The sequence below is a fragment of the Paraburkholderia phytofirmans OLGA172 genome (assembly GCF_001634365.1).
In the GTDB taxonomy this organism is placed as follows: Bacteria; Pseudomonadota; Gammaproteobacteria; order Burkholderiales; family Burkholderiaceae; genus Paraburkholderia.
Window position 1 is genome coordinate 2,089,553 of the sequence record NZ_CP014578.1, and the last position, 25,583, is coordinate 2,115,135.

At 61.6% G+C, this 25,583-nt stretch carries 25 protein-coding genes and 1 pseudogene; 14 read left to right on the forward strand and 12 right to left on the reverse strand.

Annotated elements, in window-relative coordinates:
* Positions 1-38: 38 nt before the first annotated feature.
* From AYM40_RS08930 to AYM40_RS08960, 8 genes are all read right to left on the reverse strand, one after another.
* Positions 39-269, reverse strand: coding sequence for a DUF2795 domain-containing protein (locus AYM40_RS08930; RefSeq protein WP_063495906.1), 231 nt, complete (start codon positions 267-269; stop codon positions 39-41).
* Between the two features lie 24 nt (positions 270-293).
* Positions 294-548, reverse strand: coding sequence for a hypothetical protein (locus AYM40_RS08935; RefSeq protein ID WP_063495907.1), 255 nt, complete (start codon positions 546-548; stop codon positions 294-296).
* 259 nt (positions 549-807) lie between these two features.
* Positions 808-2,145: a C45 family autoproteolytic acyltransferase/hydolase gene (locus AYM40_RS08940; protein ID WP_063495908.1), complete on the reverse strand. Its 1,338-nt coding sequence runs from the start codon at positions 2,143-2,145 to the stop codon at positions 808-810.
* Between the two features lie 506 nt (positions 2,146-2,651).
* On the reverse strand, positions 2,652-3,500 hold the full coding sequence (locus AYM40_RS40125; protein WP_148662142.1) for a DUF7594 domain-containing protein: 849 nt from the start codon (positions 3,498-3,500) through the stop codon (positions 2,652-2,654).
* 33 nt (positions 3,501-3,533) lie between these two features.
* Positions 3,534-4,103 (reverse strand): DUF1996 domain-containing protein, encoded by a 570-nt coding sequence (locus tag AYM40_RS43450; protein WP_158515264.1) that lies wholly within the window; start codon positions 4,101-4,103, stop codon positions 3,534-3,536.
* A 501-nt stretch (positions 4,104-4,604) separates the two neighbouring features.
* Positions 4,605-6,338, reverse strand: coding sequence for a ClcB-like voltage-gated chloride channel protein (locus tag AYM40_RS08950; protein ID WP_063495909.1), 1,734 nt, complete (start codon positions 6,336-6,338; stop codon positions 4,605-4,607).
* Between the two features lie 112 nt (positions 6,339-6,450).
* Positions 6,451-7,188 (reverse strand): glutathione S-transferase family protein, encoded by a 738-nt coding sequence (locus AYM40_RS08955; RefSeq protein ID WP_063495910.1) that lies wholly within the window; start codon positions 7,186-7,188, stop codon positions 6,451-6,453.
* Between the two features lie 159 nt (positions 7,189-7,347).
* Positions 7,348-8,436 carry a YeiH family protein gene (locus AYM40_RS08960; protein WP_063495911.1) on the reverse strand — a complete coding sequence of 363 codons (1,089 nt, stop codon included), beginning with the start codon at positions 8,434-8,436 and terminating at the stop codon, positions 7,348-7,350.
* 120 nt (positions 8,437-8,556) lie between these two features.
* On the opposite strand from AYM40_RS08960, the gene AYM40_RS08965 reads away from it, so the two are divergent.
* The 8 genes from AYM40_RS08965 to AYM40_RS09000 all read left to right on the forward strand — a co-directional run bounded on the left by AYM40_RS08965 (position 8,557) and on the right by AYM40_RS09000 (position 16,604).
* Positions 8,557-9,477, forward strand: coding sequence for a LysR family transcriptional regulator (locus tag AYM40_RS08965; protein WP_063495912.1), 921 nt, complete (start codon positions 8,557-8,559; stop codon positions 9,475-9,477).
* Between the two features lie 149 nt (positions 9,478-9,626).
* Complete coding sequence (locus tag AYM40_RS08970; RefSeq protein ID WP_063497924.1) at positions 9,627-10,400, forward strand: sugar phosphate isomerase/epimerase family protein; 774 nt, start codon at positions 9,627-9,629, stop codon at positions 10,398-10,400.
* A gap of 39 nt (positions 10,401-10,439) precedes the next feature.
* A complete protein-coding gene (locus AYM40_RS08975) occupies positions 10,440-11,423 on the forward strand; it encodes a sugar kinase (protein ID WP_063495913.1) in 984 nt (327 codons plus the stop codon).
* A gap of 321 nt (positions 11,424-11,744) precedes the next feature.
* Positions 11,745-13,040, forward strand: coding sequence for an MFS transporter (locus AYM40_RS08980; RefSeq protein ID WP_063495914.1), 1,296 nt, complete (start codon positions 11,745-11,747; stop codon positions 13,038-13,040).
* A gap of 4 nt (positions 13,041-13,044) precedes the next feature.
* Entirely contained in the window at positions 13,045-14,010 is a 966-nt protein-coding gene (locus AYM40_RS08985; RefSeq protein ID WP_063497925.1) for a 2-hydroxyacid dehydrogenase, read from the forward strand.
* The gene (locus AYM40_RS08990; RefSeq protein ID WP_063495915.1) at positions 14,007-15,254 is read left to right on the forward strand and encodes a LacI family DNA-binding transcriptional regulator; all 1,248 of its coding nucleotides are present in this window, start codon (positions 14,007-14,009) and stop codon (positions 15,252-15,254) included. The genes AYM40_RS08985 and AYM40_RS08990 overlap by 4 nt, the downstream gene beginning before the upstream one ends.
* 60 nt (positions 15,255-15,314) lie before the next feature.
* Entirely contained in the window at positions 15,315-16,124 is an 810-nt protein-coding gene (locus AYM40_RS08995; RefSeq protein ID WP_063495916.1) for a YhfC family intramembrane metalloprotease, read from the forward strand.
* Positions 16,125-16,235: 111 nt separating this feature from the next.
* Positions 16,236-16,604, forward strand: a complete 369-nt coding sequence (locus tag AYM40_RS09000; RefSeq protein WP_063495917.1) for a DUF3022 domain-containing protein — start codon at positions 16,236-16,238, stop codon at positions 16,602-16,604.
* A 112-nt stretch (positions 16,605-16,716) separates the two neighbouring features.
* Here the strand turns inward: AYM40_RS09000 and AYM40_RS09005 are convergent, their stop codons facing one another.
* A complete protein-coding gene (locus tag AYM40_RS09005; protein WP_063495918.1) occupies positions 16,717-17,154 on the reverse strand; it encodes a PGDYG domain-containing protein in 438 nt (145 codons plus the stop codon).
* A gap of 206 nt (positions 17,155-17,360) precedes the next feature.
* A pseudogene (locus AYM40_RS09010) lies at positions 17,361-17,871 on the reverse strand (Spy/CpxP family protein refolding chaperone).
* 227 nt (positions 17,872-18,098) lie between these two features.
* On the opposite strand from AYM40_RS09010, the gene AYM40_RS09015 reads away from it, so the two are divergent.
* The 3 genes from AYM40_RS09015 (at position 18,099) to AYM40_RS09025 (ending at position 21,150) form a co-directional block, all read left to right on the forward strand.
* Positions 18,099-18,983, forward strand: a complete 885-nt coding sequence (locus AYM40_RS09015) for a LysR family transcriptional regulator (protein ID WP_063495919.1) — start codon at positions 18,099-18,101, stop codon at positions 18,981-18,983.
* Between the two features lie 185 nt (positions 18,984-19,168).
* Positions 19,169-19,627 (forward strand): Lrp/AsnC family transcriptional regulator, encoded by a 459-nt coding sequence (locus AYM40_RS09020; protein ID WP_054039581.1) that lies wholly within the window; start codon positions 19,169-19,171, stop codon positions 19,625-19,627.
* 425 nt (positions 19,628-20,052) lie between these two features.
* Positions 20,053-21,150, forward strand: a complete 1,098-nt coding sequence (locus tag AYM40_RS09025) for a saccharopine dehydrogenase family protein (protein WP_063495920.1) — start codon at positions 20,053-20,055, stop codon at positions 21,148-21,150.
* A gap of 246 nt (positions 21,151-21,396) precedes the next feature.
* Here the strand turns inward: AYM40_RS09025 and AYM40_RS09030 are convergent, their stop codons facing one another.
* Positions 21,397-22,008 carry an AAA family ATPase gene (locus AYM40_RS09030; RefSeq protein ID WP_063495921.1) on the reverse strand — a complete coding sequence of 204 codons (612 nt, stop codon included), beginning with the start codon at positions 22,006-22,008 and terminating at the stop codon, positions 21,397-21,399.
* Positions 22,005-22,154 (reverse strand): cytochrome bd-I oxidase subunit CydX, encoded by a 150-nt coding sequence (cydX, locus tag AYM40_RS09035; RefSeq protein WP_063495922.1) that lies wholly within the window; start codon positions 22,152-22,154, stop codon positions 22,005-22,007. Before cydX ends, AYM40_RS09030 begins: the two co-directional genes overlap by 4 nt.
* A 281-nt stretch (positions 22,155-22,435) precedes the next feature.
* On the opposite strand from cydX, the gene AYM40_RS09040 reads away from it, so the two are divergent.
* The 3 genes from AYM40_RS09040 to AYM40_RS09050 all read left to right on the forward strand — a co-directional run bounded on the left by AYM40_RS09040 (position 22,436) and on the right by AYM40_RS09050 (position 25,228).
* The gene (locus AYM40_RS09040) at positions 22,436-22,876 is read left to right on the forward strand and encodes a hypothetical protein (protein ID WP_063495923.1); all 441 of its coding nucleotides are present in this window, start codon (positions 22,436-22,438) and stop codon (positions 22,874-22,876) included.
* A 261-nt stretch (positions 22,877-23,137) separates the two neighbouring features.
* Positions 23,138-24,115, forward strand: coding sequence for a magnesium/cobalt transporter CorA (gene corA, locus AYM40_RS09045; RefSeq protein ID WP_063495924.1), 978 nt, complete (start codon positions 23,138-23,140; stop codon positions 24,113-24,115).
* A gap of 150 nt (positions 24,116-24,265) precedes the next feature.
* Positions 24,266-25,228, forward strand: a complete 963-nt coding sequence (locus AYM40_RS09050; RefSeq protein ID WP_063495925.1) for a sugar ABC transporter substrate-binding protein — start codon at positions 24,266-24,268, stop codon at positions 25,226-25,228.
* Positions 25,229-25,583 lie beyond the last annotated feature (355 nt).

Sequence of the window (25,583 nt, forward strand, 5' to 3'; positions counted from 1 at the left end):
CTCAGAGAGCGAGCCCAGCGTAAAGACCCGCTTTCCGCTCATGCGCCCAGACCCGGCCCGTAATTGCCGCCGATCAGGCGCGTGACCGACGTCACGTCGGCGTAATCCTGCTCCGGCAAGCCGTCGAGCATCGACAATACTTCGTTGCTCGCGCCGGCTTCGCGCGCCGCGTCGACTAGTGCATCTTTATAAGTCGGGAAACTGACTTCGCGCAGAACGTCGGCGATCTGCAGATCAATCGATTCGCCAGGAATAGCCGATGCGGTCATGCAAGCGCTCCCCAAGGGCTGTTTTCAGGTTTGCAGGTGTTCGTTCTGGCCCGTGAAGCTTCGCTCCAGATGCCGCGACTTGGGTAGCGCAATGTATTGCCATTGTTGCGGACGATTGTCGTCCGTGGCAGCGACGTCCGGCGCCGCAGGGGCGACGGGTGCGGCGTTGGCGCGTTCGGCAAGGCTATTGGCGGTAGTGCTGTCCGTTGCGGTATGAACCGGCGCGGCAAAACACGAGGCTGACAGCGTCACCATGGTCAACAGTGTCGAGGTTTTCATCACCCGACCTCCTCAGCTCATGCGGCGCTAACAGGTAAGCAAGCGCTGCACCGTCCCCGCGTCGAAAGGAGGGCGCAACCTACACGCGGCGTTGCCATATGCGCGCGGCGTGCATCTACCATCTTAGATGTCAAACCGCTGCGGCGCGCGCGTAAAAAAGACAAAACCTCATTGTAGATTTCACATGATGGCAGGAAAAAGGCAACGCAGTCGCGAACGCTCGTGCACCATTTATGTTGCGTTGCAATAAACACCTCGTCTAGCGCAGCACCTCGAACCGCGTCCACGGCCACGACGGCCGGTCGCGCATATAACCGTTGAGCCAGTTCCACTGCGGATGGCGCTTCATGAACGCCTGGGCGTCGAACGGCCGGCCGCACGGGTGTCCCCAGCGCGCGGTGAACGCCATGGTGCGCGCCATGTCACTGTCGACCACTTTGCCGTCGTTGGCGCCCCAGGGATTGAACGGCCCTTGATCGGAACCGCCGAAGCGCGCGTCGTCCAGTTCCAGATGTCCGCAGATCGTGCGCGAGCATGGGTTGTCGTTGCGGTCGAGATAGACGTCGTGATGGTCGGCGATCATCTCTTTGGCGAGTTCGACGTCGATCTTGCCGTGATGCATTTCTTCGAGCTGCATGAAGCGCAAGCGGCGCGCGCCGTTCTTGCGCACGTCCGTATAGTCTTCGCCTTCGCCGATGCATTCCTGGTTGCGTATCTTCAGATCGGTCGCGGTGTTGTAACCGCTGTAGAAGCCGTTTTTCGTACTCTCGAAACCGGAATAATGCAGCCCGAGTTCGTAGCGCGCGATCTCGCCGGTCTTGGTGTCGCCGAGCAGCCAGCTGTTCGCGTAGCCGCCGTTGTTGGCGACCGCGAACATCTCGCACCATTCGCCGATGTTGTTGGCGTACTGCGACGCGCGCCGCGAGCGATAGAACTCCGGCGCACCCGCGGCGTTGTAGCCGGCAAAGTTGGAGATGGTGGTTTCAGTGACCATCAGGCCGGCTTCGGTGACCCAGAAATCGGTGAGGCTGGAAATGCAGCCCGGCAAGCCCTGCATCAGGATGCGGTTGCCGCGATCCGGCACGATGTCGAACACGACGTTGAACGCATCGCCCGCGGCGTAGCGGTCCCACGAGTTGTGCGCCATGACGATGCGGCCGTCGCGGGTGGCACTGCCGGTGGCGATGAACGCGCTGCAGTGATGGCCGCGGCGCCCGCGCCACGGTTTCAGGCCGAGCTGCGGCTGCTGGGCCGCTGCGTGGCTCGGCCACCAGCTTTGCAGCAGATCCATGTAACCGTTCCAGGCCAGCACTTCGGCGAACGGCAGCTTCGCGCCGTCGGCGATGCCCTGGATTTCGTCGGTGAATTCAGTGTCGAGTTTGTTGGCGAACTGGGATACGGCGGCATCGACGAAGGTATCGAAGTCTTCGCCGGTGTCCCATTTCGCAAGATAGCGGGCGGTGCGGATCGCGTTCTGGATTTCAGTGGCGAGCAACTGGCCATGCTGTTCGCCGCGATCGTACGGTTCGCCTTCGATATGCAGAAAAATCCAGCCCGCCTGGTCGCGGCGTACGGCATCGAGGGACGGTTCGCTCATCTTCGCTCCGATCGAAGGGCGGGCATCTCGGTGCGCCCGTCTTGGCGTAACGCGCGCTGCTCGCAAGCGCGGCAGCGGTTTCCCCATTGTAGAGAATCTGCTGTGCTTTGCACGGGCTGGGAAGGCGGCGCCGCACCGTCCAGCGCGGGCTCGATGAACGGTTCAGCGGTCAAGCGGCACAGTGGCCGAAGGCCCGAATCCGAATGAGTGGTCAGGTGAATTTGATTTGAAATTTTGTGGCGTATGCGCCGGGCAGGTTGCGTACTTCGTCGTCGATGGTTTCCTTCGTCCCGGTGACGAAGTGACGCGAATGGCATGCTGCTCTGCTTCACGCAGCTTGATGACGGATTTCGTCGGGTAGTGTTTGAGTTGGATTCCCACTTAAACGCACCGACTTCGAAATCGTTTTTCTGAAATACTTAAAATCAAGCAAGTCTTTAATATTCCAGAAGCACCAGCGTTGCCGCTGGCACTTCTGGCTCGATTGCATGGATTAAAAAATCAGGTTATTGAGGCTGCACGCCAACGATAATCAGCTGTGGCGAGTAATTCGTCTCTTTTGAGTAAAATGTGTAGGAATCTCCGTTCTTTTTGGTGTCGCCACTGATGCAAAATGCAATTTGCTGCTGCCCTGCCTGTTGAGCCTGTTTAACCAGATTGGTTACGTCGATGTCGCGATACTGATTTTTTTCATCCAGGTACAGGCTCGCATAGGATTTATAATTACAATCAGGATGATTGTTCCACGTTACACTGTTTTCATCCCATTCCGTTGACGTTGGGTAAATATAAATCGTCTGCGCTCCACTTGACGTACTTCTTCCGCCGTAGAGATGAACTTTATATTTAAAAATAGCGCTTTCTTCTTCGGAATAAGACGTTGGCAGGGGTGGAATTTTATATTTTAATAAAGTTATTTTTTCGGGATTGCCGCTCTCACTGGCGTTAGAGGTATCTCCCTGGACTAACAATTGACCACTTCCTCCAAAATTCCGGTCGCTATCATCTTTGTTGCTTACATAGGTATCGGCAATGGGGTTGACATAGCTATAAGGCATATAGCTTGTGCAATCGTAGTTATTGTTCATGCAGCGTTCGGTCATAAACTTCGCCGCATCTGGTGTCCAGCCATTGATGAAATCACCATGCGCTGTATAAATACTTCCCCATTGATCGATACGCTGGTCGCCGTTCATGATGGGATCCAATGATAATTGAACTTTACCAAGATCCAGAGAAGCTACGCCGGGGAATAAGTAGGCGACATTCATGTTAACCGTGGGAATGTGTTTGGGATAATCAGCCGGACAGGCTCCGCTGGCATCAGCATAAACTGCATTGGGTTTATGAGTCACGCCTGACGGTTTTGCAGCGATAGTCTTACCATCCTAGCAGTTGGGAAACTGAACGGCAATGTCGAGTTGTATTGGTTCACTGGTCGAAGGCGGTAAACAAGTTCGCTCTGCGTTATGGCTATAACCTTTGCCATCATTGCACAGGAAATTAATATAAGGGTTCGGCGAAGTGCCTTTATGATCTCCGGCCAGAAGCTGCAAGCCTGGTGGAAATTGGGTTAACGGGTTTTCAGTGCTGTTTACAGTTTGATAATATGTTTTCTGATATGCGGGGCGCACTACCGTATCATCGGGTAATCTCAGTGAAGGTGCCCAGTAAGCCGATGAATCAGCCAGATCGGTACAGGTGGTGGTTGGCGATTTTTGCAGGCTGGTATAAGTTGATGACGCATCTGTTCCGGTATTGCCAAAAAAATCATGCCACATTGCGTGACCCGGCATTCCGAACATCAAAATGGCGTCATCACCCAGGGTATGGCTATAAGTGCAATTGACGCTGGTTTGATAATTGTCCGCATAAGCAGGAAATGGAACCATGCATATGCTGATGATCGAGGTGGCCAGGCCGCAGATATATCGTTTCGTATTTTTTATGCTTTTCATGAAAATACCCATCTGGTGGATTAATCTAAAATGAAGGTTGGGCGTTCGCCACCGAATGGCCCGAAACCTGCCACTAGAATTCTTCGCATACGCAATCCTTATAACAAAGCACTCAGGATCGTTCCTCCCCTGCCAGGAGGGAGGGCTGGGAAGGGTATTGGCAGACGACACCAATACCCTTTGCATACTCTACTAAATCCCAGCTTCAATGTTCAGATGAATTTGGTTTGAAATTTCGTACGTATGCGCTGAGCATGTTTCAAACTTCGTTGTCGATGGTTTGATTCGCCCAGGTGACGAAGTGATGCCAATGGCATGCCTCTCTGCTTCGCTCAGTTTGATGGGTGCATTTCATCGGGCAGTGTTGGAGTTGGATTCCTACTAAAAATGCGCCAACTTCAAAATCGTTCACCCAGAACACTTGACCGAATACCCGAATACCCGAATACCCGAATACCCGAATACCCGAATACCCGAATACCCGAATACCCGAAGCCCAGCCTAGCGCGTCGGATTCATGCGGAAATACGCATCGAGCAGCGACGTCTTGTAGACGACGCCCGCAAGCTTCGGATCCGCCGCGCTTTCGACTACCGGCAGGCGCTCGCCCTGAAACGCCATGAAGTGCTGCAACGCAACGCCAAGCGGCATGTCCGGCGTGAGCACATCGAAATGCGGCTGCAGATAATCCGCGGCGGTTTTCGCGGCGGTGTCGCGCTTGTCGAGCAGATCGGAGGTGATGTCCTTGAGCGCGACCACACCGAGAAACGCGCCGGACTCGTTGGCGACGTACAGATACTTCACCGGATATTCGAGGAACACGCGCGTCATGTCCTGCACGGTTGCGTTCGGCGGCACGACGGTTTCGGCGGGACGGATCAGCTCGCGCATCTGCGTCGCGCGCAGACGGGTGCGCTCCTGTTCCTCCTGATTGCGGCGCAGCGTGATTTCGTACATCGACGTCTTGCCGATTGCGCGCGATACGAAATAGGCGACCACGCACGACAGCATCAGCGGCAGCACCACCTGATAGCTGAGCGTCATTTCGAAGATCATCAGGATCGCCATTAGCGGCGCCTGGGTGGCACCGGCCAGAAACGCGCCCATGCCGACCATCGCATAAGCGAACGGCGCCGAGGTGCCGTGCGGCCACAACGCGTGCATGCCGAGGCCGAACAGCGAGCCCACCCCCGCCCCGACGAAGAGCGTCGGCGTGAACACCCCGCCGATCGCGCCTGACCCCACCGTCGCCGACGTCGCGACGATCTTGAACACCAGCACGAGGACGAGCGCGGTCCACGTCCACGGCGAATGCAAAATGGAATTGACCACGCTGTAGCCGTTGCCCCACACCTCGGGCGTCCACACGGAAAGAATGCCCACGATCAGACCGCCCAGCGCCAGCCGGATAGGTAGCGGCACGGGCAGCTTGCGAAAGTTCGCTTTCGAGAAGTCCATCAGCCGCAGAAACTGTGGCGCGGCCGCACCGCACAGCAACCCAAGCCCAACGAACAACAGGACTTCGGCACCTGCCACCGGCGGAAACACGGGCATTTCGTACGGCGGTTTGTAGCGGGTGAACTCGCGCATCGTGATGTTGGCGACCACCGCCGAGACCACCACGGGGCCAAAGCTTTCCATCACGATCGAGCCGAGCACGATTTCCGTGACGAAAAACGCGCCCGCAATCGGCGCACTGTATGCAGAGGTAATCCCGGCTGCCGCGCCGCAGGCTACGAGCAGGCGCAGACGCGGCGGGTCGAAATGCACCCAGCGGCCGATCAGCGACGCGGCCAGCGCCGCCAGTTGCACCATCGGCCCTTCGCGGCCGATCGAGCCGCCGCTCGAAATCGTGAATAGCGACGACACGCTGCGCCAGAAGCTCAGCTTGACGGGCACCACGCCGTCGCCGATGGCGACGGCTTCCATGTAGTCGATGTGATTGCACTTGTCGACGTGACGCTGCGCGATCAGCAGAAAGAAGCCGGCGATCAGGCCGCCCGCGGCGGGCAGCCACACACGCACCGTCCACGGCAAGCCGCGCGCCATTTCGACGAAACTGCCGGATTTGCCGACAACCGCCAGTTGCAACAACGCAATGCCTTCGCGAAAGGCAATCGTCGCGAACGCGCCCGCGACGCCGACCACCACCGACCAGACCAGCATCGTATGGGCGTCGGACAGACGGAACAGCGTTTGGGCGCGGGTGCGCAGCTTCAGCAGGAATGAAAGCACGTCGGCAGGAGAGGGCGTGATGGGTGGATGGAATGCGCGTACGGTAACAGCATCGCGCCCGCTGGCGGAAGCGGGCGCGACGCGCAGGGTTCGCGAAGGCGGGCGGCGTGGCTCAAGTCGCCGCCTTATCGAGTTCCGGATAGTGCCGGAAGATGCAGGCCTCGTTATGCGCGATACGCCGGTCGGACTGAAGATAAGCGGCGATGTTCGGCCGCTCCATCACCGCGTCGTGCAACGCCGCGAGCCGCGGATAGTGTTCGCCGAAGCGCTTGAGCGCGCGCGGAAACGCATACAGCAGACCGTCGATCAGCTGGAACATCGACAAGTCGACGTAAGTGAGCGCGTCGCCCACCATGAAGGTGTCGCCGGTCGGATTCTGTTTCAGCACGCGCTCGAAGTACTTCATGAACTTCGGAATCCGGTTGTCGATGAACTCGTGCGCGCGCACTTTGGCGGCGTCTTTCTGGTCTTCGTAATACAGCGCACTGGCGAGCGGGTGATGCGTGTCGTGCGCTTCGGTCACCATATCGGCGATCGTCAGTTGCAGCGCGTTGGCGACGTAGCGCAGATTTTCAACCGATGGCGCGAGATTGAGCTTCGGGCCGAGATAGAACAGGATGTTGGCGGTCTGCGCGATCACCAGATCGCCGTCCTTCAGAAACGGCGGCGCGAACGGTGGATAGGGCTCGTCCCTGCTCTTCATCACCGCCATCATCGCCTTCGTACCCAAGCCGTCCGCCGGCTCGCCGCGCGCTACTTCCACGTAGTCCGCGCCGGCTTCTTCCAGGGCCAGCCGCACGAATTCGCCGCGGCCTTGCAGGCCGTCCCAATAGTAAAGTTCCAGGCTCATCGATCGGTCCTCATTCTGGTTCCATGAACGGGTTGGCGTGAACGGGGTTGCCTGAACGGACAACGTCAGCAGCCAGTATGCCGCGCGTGCGTACCGGATGGTTCTCCTGAACGCACAAAACCCCGCACGCGGCGGGGTTGGTCAGGAGGCGAGGGCGGTTTAGCCGAACAGATGCTGGACGGTCCACGTGATACCCAGTCCGCCGGCGATCAACCACACATACAGGATGAAGCCGGTGGTCAATGCGCGGGGGCCGGCCTGACGGATCTGCGCAATGCGGGTTTCGATACCGAGCGCGGTCATGGCCATGGTGAGCGCGAAGGTGTCGAGCATGTTCAGCGTGCTGGTCGCGCTTTCCGGCAGGACGTGCAGCGAGTTGATCACGACGAAGGCAAGGAAGCCGAGCGCGAACCAGGGAATCGCCAGCTTGCGCGGAGCGTGTTGCTTGCCGTCTTCAGACGTAGCGGCAGCGCTGCGTGCCGAGCGGTTCACCCAGATGCCGACGACCAGCAGCACCGGCACCAGCAGCATCACGCGGGTCATCTTGACGATGGTCGCGATGTGGGTCGCTTCCGGGCTCACGTTGCTGGCCGCGCCGACCACCTGCGCCACTTCATGAATCGTGCCGCCGAAGAACAGGCCCGCGCCAACCGTGTCGAGATGCAGCCAGCCCGCCTTGAACAGCACCGGGTAGAGGAACATCGAGAGCGTGCCGAACAGCACCACGCTGCCCACTGCCATGGCGCTCTTGTGCGGCTTCGATTGCAGCGTCGACTCGAATGCGAGCACGGCAGCCGCACCGCAGATCGCGCTGCCTGCGGCAGTGAGGAGCGCCGTGTCGCGATCGAGCTTCATGATCTTCATCCCGGCCCACGTGCCGATCACCAGCGTGCTGACGACAATCAGCACCGATTCGGCGAGACCGGGCAAGCCGACCTGAGCGATTTCCTGCAGGCTGACGCGCAACCCGAAAAATGCCACGGCGATGCGCAAAAGCTTGCGCGCCGAGAAGTTGACGCCGGCTGCCCAGCTTTCGGGCATGCCGTCGCGCAGCGCGTTGCCGTAAATGGCGCCCGCCAAGATGCCGACGATCAGCGGGCTCAAACCCAGGCCGGCGATGGCCGGGATCGCCGCGATGCGGGTCACGGCAGCGGCAAACAGTGCAACGAAGAGAATGCCGTTGAGCTGGCCGCGGGTGGATGAAGACCCGGCGGGTGCGGCAGAAGCGGTGAGATGAGCGGTGGACATGGCGTAGTGCCTTCCTATAGCTGTCTGAATTCGATAGCCCGAATCCTAAATTAGATATATCGATATGAAAAATCGTGATTTAGAATGTAAAGTATCGGTTGTACGGATACTTTGAGCGCCATGACCCCGGACCAACTTATAACGTTTGCCGCCGTTGCCGAACATCGCAACATCAGCCGGGCGGCTGTGGCGCTGCATTTATCGCAGCCGGCCGTGTCCGGACAATTGCGGCAGTTGCAGGACGAGTTCGGCGAGCCGCTGTACCTGCGCGACGGGCGCGGCGTGCGGCTCACGCCCGCCGGCGAGCAGCTCGCCAGCTATGCCACCCGGCTTCGCGATACGTGGCGGCAGGCGCATGCGTATCGCGACGCGTTGCGCGGCCTCGAGCAGGGCACCTTGCGCATCGGCGCAAGCACCACGCCGGCGAGCTATCTGCTGCCGTACCTGATTGCCGACTTTCATCGCCGCTATCCCGAGGTGACACTGCATACCGCCGATGGCAACACCACGGAAATCGTCGGCGCGCTAGGCTCGGTGGATATCGCGATGATCGAAGGCCCGGTCGGCGCGGATCTGCCGCCGGACACCGCGGTGCATGCGTGGCGCGAGGACGAGATCGTCGCGATCATGCCGCGCACGCATCCGCTGGCGCAGGCGGTCGGTGCGGGCAGGGAGAACGGGCAGGGCATCAACGGCGAGCGCGTGGAGCTGACAGCCTTCGGCCCGCATCCACTGGTGTTGCGCGAAGCCGGGTCGGGCGTGCGGCAGATCGTCGAGCGGGCCTTTGCCCGGGCGGGCGTGCCGATGCGCGTGGCGCTGGAGATTGCCGGGGTCGAAGGCGTCAAGGAGGCGGTGCGGGCGGGCATGGGCATCGGTTTCGTCTCGGCGATGTCGATGCGGCATGAGGACGGCGCGCTGTGCCGGTGCTCGCTTGGCCCTGAGGCGCTGACGCGGCGGCTGTCGATTCTGGTGCCTCACGCGAGTGCGCCGTCGCGGGTGGTTGAGCAGTTCCTCGCGCTGTGCCTTGTGGATGGAACCTGATCGAGGTTTCCTGGGGATTTCCACTATGGTGCATGACGCCGCGCTCGGCGCACTATTCGGGCATCGCAAGCGCCTCGGCGCTTTTTTTCGAAACGTGTTTGGAACCGGTTCCAAATGCCGATCCTGAGACAGATTTGAGTAAATTCCACATGACTGACGCAGTGGACGTGGTGATCGTCGCAAGTGCTTTCGGGATGGACGCGGTCCGCAAGGGCGGCCATCTGAAGTGGGCCGGCGCGAGCAAACGGGCCGGTGCGGCGGCGTTCGAAGTGCGCCGCGAACTGTTCGTGGACGAAGCCGATGCGGCGCCGCAGGCTTTGAGCGCGCTTGGCAAATCGATCGCAGAACTGGGCTTGTGGTCGGTGTATTCGACCCCCGCTTCGCTGTATACGTCCGACGGACACGTCGACGCCGATGCGCTGCGTCTCGCGCTCGACGAAGCGACGGCGTTCGGCGCGCGCTTCGTGAAGCTGCAACTCGGCGGATTCGCTTCCGAGGCCGATGGCGCGGCGATTGCCGACCATCTGCGCGGCGCGAACGTGCGGCTCGTCGTCGAAAACGGCCAATTGGCCGAAGGCGGCTCGCTTGCGCAATTCACTGGCCTGTTCGATGCGTTGAAGCGCGAAGGCCACGCCGACGTTCTCGGCATGACTTTCGACATCGGCAACTGGGCATGGTGCGATGTCGCGCCGCTCGATGCCGCTGGGCCGTTGGCTGCACACGTCGAATACATCCATTGCAAGACGGCGGTGGGCGAGGGCGCACGACGCTTTCCCGCCGCGCCGGCCGCCGACGACACGCAGTTCGCCGCGGTGCTCGACAAGCTGCCGCGCCACGTGCCGCGCGGCATCGAATTTCCGTTCGATGCGAGCCGGATCGACGCGGACGCGGCGCATTACGTCGCTTGGCTGGCCGCCGCGTAAACGGCGCGTAGGCCTTAAAAAAGTACGCAGGAGCGAAGCATGAGCAACACAACCGCAGCACTCGACGTCATCACCTACGGCGAAGCGATGGCCATGTTCGTGGCCGCCGACACCGGCGCGCTCGCCGGTGTCGGGCAATTCACCAAGCGCGTCGCGGGTGCCGATCTGAACGTGGCGATCGGTCTGTCGCGATTAGGTTTCAAGGTGGGTTGGATGAGCCGGGTCGGCAACGATTCGTTCGGCCAGTACGTGCGCGACACGCTGGCGAAAGAAGGCATCGACCAGCGCTGCGTTACCACCGACGAGCGCTACCCGACCGGTTTCCAGTTGAAGTCGAAGAATGACGACGGCAGCGATCCGGCTATCGAGTATTTCCGCAAAGGGTCGGCGGCGAGCCACCTGTCGTTGGCCGACTACGCGGCCGATTACGTGCTGCCCGCGCGTCACTTGCATCTGACAGGCGTGGCCCCGGCGATCTCAGCCAGCTCGCGCGAACTCGCGTTCCATCTGGCGCGTGAAATGCGTGCCGCCGGCAAGACCATTTCGTTCGACCCGAATCTGCGCCCGACGCTGTGGCCCTCGCGCGCCGCGATGGTCGAAGGGCTGAATGCGCTCGCCGCACTGGCCGACTGGGTGCTGCCCGGCATCGGCGAAGGCGAGATTCTGACTGGTTATACGCAGCCGGACGACATTGCAAAGTTTTATCTCGACCACGGCGCGCGCGGCGTGATTATCAAACTCGGCGCAGAAGGCGCGTACTTCCGCACCGCCGACGATGCCGCCGTGATCGCCGGCCGGCCGGTCGTGAAGGTGGTGGACACGGTCGGCGCGGGCGATGGCTTCGCCGTCGGCGTGGTCAGCGCGCTGCTCGAAGGCAGGACACTGCCGCAAGCGGTTGCGCGCGGCAACCGCATCGGCGCACTGGCGATCCAGGTAATCGGCGATTCGGAAGGCCTGCCGAGCCGCGCCGAACTCGACGCGCTCGAGCTCGCCGATGTGCCGCACGATGCAACCGCGGCTTGAGCGCGGGCGAACCACGCTCAGGGGGCCGCATTCAACGCATTCAAAGCATTCAAAGCATTCAAAGCATTCAGCCATTCAGCATTAGCTAGTTCGATAACAGCAAGAGCGCTCGAACAGCGCCCCATGACCGCCCATCTTTGCTTCGGGAAGCCGTTAGCAACTATCTTGCATGAGACCAGAGTAAGTACTTTGCACCAACTCTGGTCGACCGCAACTGCATGGGACCAGAGTAAGAGCTTTGCATGGGACCAGAGTAAGCGTTAAAGCGCTAACTCTGGTCGACAGCTAAAGCGCTAACTCTGGTCGACAAAGGAGACTCACATGACCTCATCGCTTGCCATTCGCCGCTGGTGGACGATCATGCCGATCGTATTCATCACGTACAGCCTCGCTTATCTCGACCGTGCGAACTTCGGTTTCGCATCGGCTGCCGGCATCAATCAGGATCTCGGCATCAGCAAGGGGCTGTCGTCGTTGATCGGCGCATTGTTCTTTCTCGGCTATTTCTTCTTCCAGATTCCTGGCGCGATTTACGCGGAACGCCGCAGCGTGAAAAAGCTCGTGTTCTGGAGCCTGATCCTGTGGGGCGGTTGCGCGGCGCTGACCGGCATGGTCAGCAATATTCCCTCGCTGATGGTGATCCGCTTCGTGCTCGGCGTCGTCGAAGCCGCGGTGATGCCGGCGATGCTGATTTTTATCAGCAACTGGTTCACGAAGAGCGAGCGCTCGCGGGCCAACACCTTCCTGATTCTCGGCAATCCCGTGACGGTGCTGTGGATGTCGGTGGTATCCGGCTATCTGGTGCATTCGTTCGGCTGGCGTCACATGTTCATCGCCGAAGGCGCGCCCGCGATTCTCTGGGCCGTGTGCTGGTGGTTCATCGTGCAGGACAAGCCGCAGCAGGTCTCGTGGCTCACCCAGCAGCAAAAGGACCAGCTCGCCGAAACCTTGCGCGCCGAACAGGCCGCGATCAAGCCGGTGCGCAACTACAGCGAAGCGTTCCGCACGCCTGCGGTCATCAAGTTGTGCGCGCAGTATTTTTGCTGGAGCATCGGCGTGTATGGTTTCGTGCTGTGGCTGCCGTCGATCCTGAAGAATGGTTCGACGCTCGGCATGGTCGAAACCGGCTGGCTCTCGGCGCTGCCGTATCTGGCCGCAACGATCGCCATGCTGGCGGCTTCGTGGGCATCGGATAAACTCAACCGCCGCAAAGTGTTCGTGTGGCCGTTCCTGCTGGTCGGCGCGATCGCGTTCGCCGCGTCGTACGCGATCGGCTCCACGCACTTCTGGATTTCGTATGCGCTGCTGGTGATCGCCGGCGGTGCGATGTATGCGCCGTATGGGCCGTTCTTCGCGATCGTGCCGGAACTGCTGCCGAAGAACGTTGCGGGCGGCGCGATGGCGCTGATCAACAGCATGGGGGCGCTCGGATCGTTCGTCGGCTCGTACGTGGTCGGCTATCTGAATGGCGCGACCGGTTCGCCCGCGGCATCCTATGCGTTCATGAGCGTGGCCCTCGTCGCCGCGGTGATTCTGACGCTGATCGTCAAGCCGCAGCCACAAGCAGAGCCGCTGAGCAAGGGCGCCAAGCTCGCTACACCGTTGCAAGGAAAATAAGTTGATGAAGAAGATCGTCGCCTGGAAGTCATTGCCCGAGGACGTGCTCGCGTATCTGCAACAGCGTGCAGAAGTCGTGCAGGTCGACCCCGCGCAGCACGACGCGTTTGTTGCCGCGCTGAAAGACGCGGACGGCGGTATCGGTTCGAGCGTGAAAATCACGCCAGCGATGCTCGAAGGCGCGAGCCGGCTGAAGGCGCTGTCGACCATCTCGGTGGGCTTCGACCAGTTCGATGTCGCCGATCTCACGCGCCGCGGCATCGTGCTCGCGCACACGCCGGACGTGCTGACCGAATCCACGGCGGATACGGTGTTCTCGCTAATCCTCACTTCGGCGCGGCGAGTGGTCGAACTCGCGGAGTGGGTGAAGGCGGGCGAGTGGAAGCACAGCATCGGACCCGCGCATTTTGGGGTCGACGTGCAGGGCAAGACGCTTGGCATCGTCGGACTGGGACGGATCGGCGGCGCGGTCGCGCGGCGCGCGGCGCTGGGCTTCAACATGAAGGTGCTGTATACGAACCGCAGTGCGAACGCGCAGGCAGAACAGGTTTACGGTGCGCGCCGCGTCGAATTGGCGGAGCTGCTGGCCATCTCCGACTTCGTCTGTCTGCAGGTGCCGCTCACGCCCGAGACGAAGCACATGATCGGCGCGGCCGAACTCAAGTCGATGAAGCAGAGCGCGATCCTGATCAACGCATCGCGCGGCGCCACGGTCGATGAACAGGCGCTGATCGAAGCACTGCAAAACGGCACGATTCACGGCGCGGGTCTGGACGTGTTCGAGACCGAACCGCTGCCGGCCGATTCGCCGCTGCTGAAAATGGCGAATGTGGTCGCGCTGCCGCATATCGGTTCGGCGACGCACGAGACGCGCCATGCGATGGCGCGCAATGCGGCGGAGAACCTTGTAGCCGCGCTCGAGGGTACGCTCGCGATCAACATCGTCAATCGCGAAGTGTTGAAGAAATGAGCACGACGCCGCCTGCCGCCGCACGCCGCGCGACGATCACCGACGTCGCGCGCGAAGCCGGCACGGGCAAGACCAGCATCTCGCGCTACCTGAATGGCGAGATGAGCGTGCTGTCGCCGGAATTGCGCGCGCGCATCGAGGCGGCCATCGAGCGTCTCGACTATCAGCCGAACCAGATGGCGCGCGGCCTCAAGCGTGGCCGCAATCGCCTGATCGGCATGCTGCTCGCCGACCTGACGAACCCATATTCCGTCGAAGTGCTGCAAGGCGTGGAAGCCGCTTGCCACGCGCTCGGGTTGATGCCGCTGATCTGCCACGCGGCCAACGAAGTCGAAATGGAGCGGCGCTATCTGCAACTGCTCACCACGTATCGCGTGGAAGGCGTGATCGTCAACGCGCTCGGCGTGCGCGAGGAAACACTGCGGCCGGTGGGCGGCGGGGGGATTCCGGCGGTGCTGGTCGACCGTTCGGTGGAAGGGCTGGTCGCCGACATGGTTGGGCTGGACAACCGGGCGGCCGCTGAGCTTGGCACGCGGCATCTGCTCGACAACGGTTTCGACGATATCTGGTTTGTCGTGCAGCCCTTCGAGCAAATCAGCTCGCGGCAACTGCGCGAGGCGGCGTTTCGCGAGGTGATGAGCGGCGAGGGCGGTAAGGGACGTGAGGGCGGGCCTGGCGGTAAGGGCGAAGGCAGCAGGACGGGCGGCAAGGGAAACGGCGACAAGGGTGGCGCGCGGGGGCATACGCTGGTGCTGAACCTCGCGGAGCCGGCGGCGGTCGAACGTGCCCTCGCTGAACTGGATCGCGCAATTGATGCGGTTGGCGGTTCGGGCGGGGCCGTGTCCAGCGCGGCAGATAACGCCGCACGCAGCGCCACGGATAACGCCACGGATAACGCCACAGATAACGCCACAGATAACGCCACCGTTACAGCCGCAGTTCGCGCCATCGGCAAACCCAGCCGCATCGCCTTGTTCGCGGCCAACGCGCCGGTCGCGCTGTGCCTCGCCCTCCATCTGAAAGCGCGCTATGGCGTGGATTGGCAGGCGCGCGTCGCGCTGCTGTCGATCGACGATCCCGAATGGGCCGAATTGACCGGCGTCACTACGATCCGCCAGCCGACCTACGAGATCGGCTACCGTGCGGTCGAGTTCCTCCATGAGCGCATCGAAGGGGTGCAAACCACCGCGCGCGACTGCCTCCTGCCAGGCGAATTGATCATCCGTGCGTCAACTTCGCGCTGATCTGCGATCATTCGGGCTGCGGCGCGCAGCGGGTGCGCGCCGGTCATCGCAAGGAAACTCATGGTTGTTGCACCGCTTACCCTCTCGAGCCTCGCCGTCGCGACGCTGCTGGTCGCCGCTTTACCGTTCCTGATTTACCGCCGTCTGCGCCGGCCGCTCGCGCTCAACCCCCGCGACGCCATTACCGGCATCGCCGTGTTCGCGCTGTTCGCGATGGTGATCGAGCGCGCGCTGAATGACTACGTGCTGCACCGGAACGAAGCGACCGCCACCCTCCTGGCCAATCCGCTGGCCTTCGTGGTGTACGGCGCGTTGGCCGCGGGTATCTGCGAGGAAGTGGGGCGTTTCATCGGAATGCGCCTGCTGCTCAAGCGCGCGGCAGCGAAGTCCGCGTCCGCTGCGAGCACGGGTGACGGCACGGCGCTCACCTATGGCCTCGGTCACGGCGGCGCTGAGGCCTGGCTGGTCGGCGTGCTGGTGCAGATTCAATGGATCCTGTTTGCCGTCTTCGAGAACCGCGGCGAACTGGACGGCTACCTGAGCAATCTGCCGACCGACTCGGTAATGCGCATCCACTTGATCCTCGCAAGCCTGACGCCGCAGACGGCCGGCATTTTCGCGCTCGAACGGGTGGCCGCACTGGTGTTCCAGATCGGCTTGTCGGTATTGATGTGGCGTGGCGTGCGGGCGGGCTGGCGCGGCATCCTGCCGCTCGCGATTGTGTTGCATGCGCTGGTCGACGTGCCGGCTGCGCTGTTCCAGGCGCAACTCGTGCCGCTCGCCGCAGTGGACGGCGTGTATGCGCTGGGGGCGGTGATTGTCGCGGGCTTGCTGTTCAGAACGTTCCGTCGCCCGGCGGTTGCCGCATGAGCCGCTTGTGAGCCGCCTGTGAGCCGCGTGTTACTCAGGCCATCCGTGATTCTCTAACTTTCGGTGTACCTCTTCGGTACACCGTTCAGGCACATCCTTTCGGCACACCTCATGGAAGAAGCTTACCAATACGACTGCGCGAATCCCGAGTTCGAGGAATTGGCTCGCGTCATCAGCGATCTGTTTCCCGAGCAGACACAGTTCATCCAGCGTGCCGGCGAAGACGGCACGCCGACGCTGGCCATTCACTGGGTTGCAATGCGTTTTGGCGCGACCGCGCGCCGCATCGTGATGACCGTGGTGATTGCGCCGACCGCGTTGGCGCGTTATCGCGCGTTGCCGGCGCGGCTGCGCGGCCGGAGTTTCGCGGTGCTGCGGGCGTTTGTAGAAGCGAGCATCGGCTCGCTCGAAGAACAGTACGCGAACGGCGAGGCGGTGCCGCGCGATGTGACGGTGGATCTCGGCGACGAGTTTGCTTAAAACGCTTGACTCAGGACCCGCGGGCCATTGGCTAGATGGCGGGCCCGAATGCGGCTGGGCTTACCGCGGTCAGCCGGCCACGACTCATTGGCTGGGAGTCACAGGCAGCGACTCAATCGGCAAGCCGATAGACCTTCGCGAAGCGTGCGGCCTGCACCACGCCGTAGTCGCCGGGGGCGTACTGCATGATCCAGTCACCGGCGGCGCCGTGCAGCACGTCGCCGCCCCCTGCTGAACGGGCTAGCGAAAACGCTTCGTTCATCTGTTTGGCCAGCACGACGGCCGGACGGTTGCGATAAGCGCCCGGTGCGCCATGCGCGAGGGCGGTGTCTTCCGGCAGATATTTCGCATCGAAGCGTTCGCGCGAGACGACCCAGCGGTCGCCGGTCGAACCGGTGATCAGCGCGTCGCCGCGGACATAGCGGTTCGGCCCTTCCAGGCTCATCAGTTCGCCTTCGGCGGCGGCGAATTCAACGCTCACGGTTTCGTTTTTGACGACGCGCTGAGCGTTGGCATCTTGACTCAGGTCGAGATTTTTGAGTTCGGTCATGAAGCGAGCGGGTGTAGAGAGATAGATAGCCGCGCCGGGACCCGGTGTCTCGACGCCACGTACTCGCAATCATGCCAGATGCATCTGAAGATCGGTTTCTTTTGCCATTGGCGGGGAAGGCGGCGAGCACGGCCGCCAAAAGCAAAAGAACCGGGCGCGCAGCGCAGAAATCCGCGCCGCGCGTCATCAACCGTGCAGCTGACCGCTTACGGCTTCACAGCCGCATCATTCGCTTGCCGGCGCCTTCTTACCGCCGCCCTTGCCATGGTGACGGCCACCCTCAGGGCCACCCTGATGGAACGTTACGTCGGCCAGCTTCTTCTGTTCCGGCGAGAAGCTGTTGTACAGCGGGTCAAACGCATCGACCAGCCTCTTCATGCCGTCCGCATGCGCTTGCGCGATCGTCGCGTATTGCTTCATGTCGTCAAGCGCCGACAGGTTCGTGTCGGCCTTGCGCTGCTGGAACAACTGCCCCATCGTCTGGCCATTGCTGCGCATGACATCGGCGAACGCGTTCCATTGCGATTCCTGCGCCGGCGTGATCTTCAACTGGGTGTGCAGGTAGGCGATGCGGTCTTCGACATTGCGCTCGTGGCCGGCTTTTGCGGCGGGTGCGGAAGCCGGGGTGCCCATCGGCGCCGAAGCCGGCGCGGAAGTTTGTGCGAACGCGCCGCTCATGGCGACTGCGGTGGCCAACATTACGAGTGCTTTTTTCATCGAAACTCCTGATGTCTGTTCGAATTAGGACAAGGCGAGCATGGCGAGCGACCCCACGCACATCGGCATAGCGACGCACGGCGGCCGGCTGCCCGCTTCGCCGTCGCCGCTATTTGTATCACGATATCTCTACAATGCGGCTACGGTACGACAAACGCTTACAACCGAAACGCAATGCGGCTGCGGTACGACAAACGCTTACAACCGAAACGAACAGGAAATAGCGGGTGGACAAATTCGTCAGCATGGAAGTCTTCGTCGCCGTGGTCGAAGCGGGCAGTCTCACGGCGGCGGCCGAGCGATTTGACATTTCGTCGGCGATGGTGGGCAAGCACATCCGCTCGCTGGAAACGCGGCTCGCGACGCGCCTGCTGACGCGCACCACGCGTCGTCAGAGCCTGACCGAAATCGGCCGGCACTATTACGAGCAGTGCAAGCGCATTCTGGCGGATGTCAAGGAGGCGGAGTCTCTAGCCGAGGCAATGGCAGCCGCGCCGCGCGGCGTGCTGAAGGTGACGGTGCCGCTGACGTACGGTGTCGAAGTCTTTGCCCCTGCGATGACCGACTACCTGAGCGCATGGCCGGACGTGAGCCTCGAACTGGATCTGTCGAATCGCGTGATCGACCTGGTGGAAGAGGGCTTCGATGCGTCGGTGCGAATCGGCCACTTGCCGGACTCCAGTTTCGTCGCGCGGCCGTTGAAGCCTTACCGGATGCGCGCCTGCGCGTCGCCGGCCTATCTGGCGCGGGCCGGCACACCGCGCACGCCGGCCGATCTCATGCAGCACGAATGCCTGGGTTTTCTGCATTGGGGCCGCGAGGGTTTGTGGCGGCTAGGCGGCGAGACCGCGGACGAAAACCAGTTGCGCGCCGGACGGTTCCGGGCGAACAACGGCCAGGCGCTCAAGGTTGCCGCATTGCGCGGCTTCGGGCTGGTGTTGCAGCCGGAGGCGCTGCTTGCGGGAGAGATTGCCAGCGGCGAACTGGTGTCGGTGCTGGAAGACTATTTGCCCGAAGGTGCGCCCGTCCACCTGGTTTACCCACGCGACCGCCGTGCAACGCCGAAGCTCACCAGCTTCATCGATTTCGTGATCGAGCGGTTCGGGGTGTGATCGTGCCGCTTCGCCACGCGTCGCTTATCTTGTTCCGCTGCGTTTCCAGCTTCCTGCGTGCCGCTTCCCGATCACTGTTAGCCGCTCATCATTGCGCCGTCCATGGTTCGGGTTCCTTTGCCTGCCGCCCGGTGTGCAAGACGCGCGATAATCCGCTCCACTGCTGACCAACTTCTTGCCCCCCGATGAGACCTCCGCGCCTCGACCAACTCGACGACCTCGACCGCAACCTTGTTGCGCTGCTGCAAGCCAACGCCCGTGAGAGCGTCGCCAATCTCGCTCGCCAACTGGACGTGGCGCGCACTACCGTGATCGCACGGATCGCCCGGCTCGAGCGTAGCAATGTGATCGGCGGCTATAGCGTGCGACTCGGTCAGGACGTGCTCGACTCGAGCATCCAGGCATACGTCGGCATCATCATCGCGCCGAAATACGGGCCTGCCGTGCAGAAACGTCTCGGCAAGATGCCCGAGGTGCAACTGCTATGCGCGGTGAGCGGCGAGTTCGACTATGTTGCCTGGCTGCGCGCCGATTCACCCGATCGCCTCAACGATCTGCTCGACGAGATTGGCGGCCTGGAAGGTGTGGAGCGAACCACCACGTCGATCATTCTTGCGCGCAAGATCGACCGCGGCATGGTGTGATCCTGCTGCCCAATTTTTACGCCGTTTTGATACGTTTTCGACATATCGACTGACTGCATCGTCATAACGTCGAAGGTCATGGTCATAGCGCAGCATTTTGCGCGTATGAACTGTTTTTGCTTCTCCCTAAACTGTGTCTCGAGGGTTCAGCCCGCCGGGCGCAGCGCCTAAGCGCTGCGCACTTCCCAAGCTGGAGACAGCAGATAACAGCAACCATCGTGCATGGGACCGGAGTAAGTGCTTTGCATGGGGCCTGAGTAAGTGCTGCAGCGCTAACTCTGGCCGACAGCTAAAAGCGCTAACTCCGGTCGACAGCGATGCATGGGACCGGAGTAAGTGCTTTGCATGGGGCCTGAGTAAGCGCTAAAGCGCTAACTCAGGCCGACAGCTAAAAGCGCTAACTCCGGTCGACAAAGGAGAAGCGTATGAAAGTAGCCATCGTTGGCGCAGGTTTGATCGGTCACACCATCGCCCACATGTTGCGCGAAACCGGCGACTACGACGTCGTCGCGTTCGACCGCGACCAGAACGCGCTCGATAAGCTTGCCGCTCAGGGCATCCCGACCCGCCGCGTCGATTCCGCCGATGCCGCCGCGCTGCGCGCCGCCATTCAAGGCTTCGACGCGCTCGTCAACGCGCTGCCGTATTACCTGGCGGTGAGCGTGGCCTCGGCCGCCAAGGGCGCGGGCGTCCATTACTTCGATCTGACCGAGGACGTGCGCGCCACCCACGCGATCCGCGCGATCGCCGACGACGCCGACCACGCCTTCATGCCGCAGTGCGGTCTGGCGCCGGGCTTCATCGGTATCGCCGCGCATGAGCTGGCGAACCGTTTCACCGAAATTCGCGACGTCAAGATGCGCGTCGGCGCGCTGCCGGAGTTCCCGACCAACGCGCTGAAGTACAACCTGACGTGGAGCGTCGACGGCCTGATCAACGAATACTGCCAGCCGTGCGAAGCGATCCGCGACAGCCGCACGCAGTGGGTGCAGCCGCTCGAAGGCCTCGAACACTTCTCGCTCGATGGTACCGAATACGAAGCTTTCAATACGTCCGGCGGTCTAGGTACACTGTGCGAAACCCTGTCGGGCCGGGTCGAGTCGCTCGACTACAAGTCGGTGCGCTATCCGGGCCACCGCAAGCTGATGCAGTTCCTGCTGGAAGATCTGCGTCTTGCGAGCGATCGCGATACGCTCAAGACCATCATGCGCCGTTCGGTGCCTTCGACCGCGCAAGACGTCGTGCTGGTGTTCATCACCGTGAGCGGCATGCGCGACGGTCAACTGGTGCAGGAAGTGTTCACCCGCAAGATTTTCGCGAAGACGGTGTGCGGCGTGCCGATGAGCGCGATCCAGATCACCACGGCCGGCGCGATGTGCGCGGTGCTCGATCTGTTCCGCGAGCAGAAGCTGCCGCAAAGCGGCTTCGTGCGTCAGGAGCAGGTGTCGCTGCACGACTTCCTCGCGAACCGCTTTGGCAAACTGTACGAAGGGCAGTCGCTGGATGCGATGGCGACGGTGTAAGCGGAGACTGTCGCGTTGAGGCTCAAAACCGAGGGCCGTGCGACCACGCGGCAGTGACTGCCGCGAGCAACCAGGAAGGCCTCGCAGAAGGCCGCCTTAGAAAAGCCCAGGACGCCCCGCACTGCGGGGCGTTTTGCGTTTCGCGCGCCGGTGCGAAACCGGCTGGCACTACACAGGTAAGCTACACAGGTAAGCTACACAGGTAAGCTACACAGGTAAGCTACACAGGTAAGCTACACAGGTAAGCTACACAGGTAGCGGCGGCAGCATCGCATGCGGCTCACCTACTATGCGTGCAAGCAACGCTTCGTAGTCCGCCTGGGTTGGCGCGGTGTTGTCGAACATCAACAGATCTTCGCAAATCTCGCCGCTCGGCACGAAGCGGCGCTGCCGATACTCGTCCCAATGCGCGAGTTTGTAGGCATCGTTCGGATTGCCGCGATCGACAATGCGCTGATGCGCGATCTCTTCCGATGTGGTGGTCCACACCACTCGCAGCGCCACGTCCGCACCGATACCCAGCCAGGCGCGATCAAAAAGGCGCCGCTCGCGCACTTCGCGCGAGAGTGGCCCGACCACGAGCGCACTGATGCCGAGTTCGAGGTTGTCGCGGGCGGTATCGAGGAGGCCGCGATACTCGGGATCGCGCAGGTGTTGCAGGAAAAGCGGGCTGTCGCGGTCGTTCGGGTCGCCGGTCAGCATGGCCATGGCGGCGGCGCTGTAGCCGCCGAATAGCGTATCTTTATCGAGCAGGCAGAAAGGCGACGCGCTCGCCTGCATGAGCGGGCCGATCAGCTTCTTCGCCAGAGTTGTCTTGCCGGTGCCTGCGTGACCGCAGAAGAAAACCAGATGGGTCACGAAGACGTGTCCTCGGGCGCGGCGGCCGGGGCGCCGGCGTGCTGCGGGTCGCGCGCGAATTTGCCGCCGGCCTCCAGCCACATCACATTGATGATGCCGAAGCCCAACGCGACACCGATGCCGAGAATCCAGGTGAAATACCACATTGCAGTCTCCTTGATCGTATGTCCGGCGAGGCAGGCGATGAAGCGTTGCGCCTGGCCGGTACCGAGAAGCAAACCTGCTGGCAGACAAAACTACCACGCTGCGGATCTGAGGGTAAATCCGCAGTGCGCGGCGCCCACAGCGCAGCGCCTTGCAACGATCATGAAGAAGAACGCGGCAGCGCGCAAGAGGGTGAGCAGACGGTTGGCCGTTCGCCCTGGATGGCGCAATGCGCCTATAACAAGAACAAGAGCAACGCCACCAACAACACGGGAGACCCAGCATGCCGATGCGCCAGCACTTCCACTGCAAAGCCGCGCTGCTTGCGCTGGTGATCGCGTCGCTCGCGGGTTGCGCCTCGACCCCTGCCGAACCCGTCCCGTTCAAGGAGGTGCCGCAAGCGCGCATCGTCCAGCCTGGTTACACGCAGCCCGGCAACGGACTGGTTGGGGTGGACGTACGGCGCGAACGTTCCCGTGACCTTATCGTCCGGTTCCGCGATGCCTTGGTGTATATCGACGGAGAGCAGGTCACCGACCTGATGAACGGCGAGCATGTGGTTTTCTATCTGAGCCCCGGTGTGCATCGCATCGGTGTCTCGACGCAATTCGATCCGGTCGTGGAGATGCGCTTTATGGTCACGGCCGACACGCGCTATACGAACCGCGCGTCGGTCACCTTCGGCGAAGATCACAGCATCGCCTTGCGCAGGGTTGCCCAATAGCGCAGGGGCGCGCCTGACAGCGCCGCGCTGTACGATACGTGTCCAACAATGCCCGCGAATACGGGATGCACGCCGGGCAAGGCCAGTGCGCGCCGCACTGCGCCCGCCGCCGCGGCACGCAAGCTTTAACAATTGCATACATGACGTTCGCGCAGAGCCCTTAACATGGCGGCTGTCGTGTATGCGTTCGTGCAGATCCGCCACTGGGCTTACGCACAGTGCGAAGCCGGCGGGTCTGTACCGTTTTCAAGGTAATCCAACATGCTGATCAATTGCGCCGCCTATCAGGACGGCCGGAAGCTGGCTGACATCGATATCGACAGCATCAGCGACTACGTGGCGCGGCCCGAGTGCTTCGTCTGGGTCGCGCTGAAAGACCCGGGGCCGGGCGAACTGGCCGTGATGAAACACGAGTTCGGCCTGCACGAACTCGCGATCGAAGATGCGCAAAACGGCCATCAACGTCCGAAAATCGAGGAGTACGGCGAGTCGCTATTCGCCGTCATGCATACCGTGGAAATGGACGAAGAAGGCGAACTGCTGACCGGCGAGGTCGACGTGTTCGTGGGGCACAACTATGTGCTGTCGGTGCGCCGCGGCACGCGCGTCGGGTTTCAGAACGTTCGCGCCCGTTGCGAGCGCGAGCCGCAATTGCTCAAGCAGGGCTCGGCGTTCGTGCTGTACGCGCTGGCGGACGACATCGTCGATCGGTATTTTCCGATCATCGAGGCAATGAACACTGAAATCGAAGCACTCGAAGACCGCATCTTCGAGCGCAATAATTCGGCGGCATCGCGCACGATCATTGAAGATCTGTACTCGCTGAAACGCCGTCTGGTGATTCTGCAGCATCACATTGCGCCGCTTCAGGAAGCGATCGGCAAATTGACCGGCGGCCGGATTCCGAGCATCTGCGAAGGCATGCAGGCGTACTTTCGCGACGTCTACGACCACCTCGAACGGATCGTCAAGATCATCGACGGCCGGCGCGAAATGGTTGTGACCGCGGTGCAGGTCAATCTGGGGATGATCTCGCTTGCCGAAAGCGAGGTGACCAAGCGGCTCGGCTCGTTTGCCGCGTTGTTCGCGGTGCCGACCATGATCGCCGGCATCTACGGGATGAACTTCCAGAGCATCCCCGAGCTGCATTACAAGTTCGGCTATCCAGTTTGTCTGGCCGTGATGCTGACCGTGGATCTGGTCTTGTACTGGCGCTTCCGCAAGGCCGGCTGGCTTTGACACGCCGTTAGCCGCCGAACAGGCGGTGCACCGCAACACCGCGAATCGTTGACACCCATTAGCGGGCACACTGAGAATAGGCCTCGCAAACGTTTGCGAATAACTAGAAATACGGCTCGACCGCGAGCCCGACAAACCTTGGAGAGAGGCATGAGCCATCGCATTCGCCGCCGCATGCTGGCGGCCGCAGTTCTCGTCACCGCTACCGCCGCTTTACCGTTTTCTTCCGCTTACGCGCAAACCGTGCCCGCCCATAAGCTGAAGGTCGCGCTGGTGATGAAGTCGCTCGCGAACGAGTTCTTCCTGACCATGGAAAACGGTGCGAAAAACTACCAGAAACACAATGCCTCCCAGTTTGACCTGATCACCAACGGCATCAAGGACGAGACCGATACCGCGAACCAGATCCGGATCGTCGAACAGATGATCGTCTCGAAGGTCGATGCGATCGTGCTAGCCCCCGCTGACTCGAAGGCGCTGGTGCCCGTCGTCAAGAAGGCCGTCGACGCGGGCATCATCGTCGTGAACATCGACAACCGGCTCGACCCGGATGTGCTCAAGTCGAAAGACCTGAACGTGCCGTTCGTTGGCCCGGACAACCGCAAGGGCGCGCAGAAGGTCGGCGACTATCTGGCCAAAAAGCTGAAGGCGGGCGATGAAGTCGGCATTATCGAAGGCGTGTCGACCACGACCAACGCGCAGCAACGCACCGCGGGCTTCAAGGACGCCATGCAGACCGTCGGCGCGAAGGTCGTGTCGGTGCAATCGGGCGAGTGGGAAATCGACAAGGGCAACGCCGTGGCGTCGGCCATGCTCAATGAGTATCCGAACCTGAAGGCGCTCCTCGCCGGCAACGACAATATGGCGATCGGCGCGGTCTCGGCCATCCGTGCGGCAGGCAAGCAGGGCAAGGTGCTGGTGGTCGGTTACGACAATATCAACGCGATCAGGCCGATGCTCAAGGATGGCCGTGTCCTGGCCACCGCCGACCAGTACGCCGCCAAGCAGGCCGTGTTCGGTATCGACACCGCGCTGAAGGCGATCAACGAGCACAGGAAACAGTCGCAGTTGTCCGGTGTGGTGGAAACGCCGTGCGACCTGGTGACCAGGTAAGGGTCGGGCAGCCGGTGCCGGAACCGTGCCAATTCAATAAACGCTCAAGAAACCTGCTGCGCCGCCGTTAAATTCAGAGGTGAGCGTCATGACGCTGGCTGCGCCGCGGGAGGGTGCGTGGCCGACAGCGCCTGAGCATTCCGCGCATTGGGCTGGCGTGACACGTCGCTGTCGTTGGCGGCCTCATGCGAGTGCATCGCGCGAGGCCGCGCCGGGAGCCTCGGAACCAGGATTGCGACGGATTCGTCAGCACCCTGGCGTCTCAAGCGCAGTCGACGCTGGAAGTGTGGGAAAGGCGGTAAAGCATAAGTATTCATGAGTTTGATCTGTCTTCGATGAGGATGTCCGGTGGGTC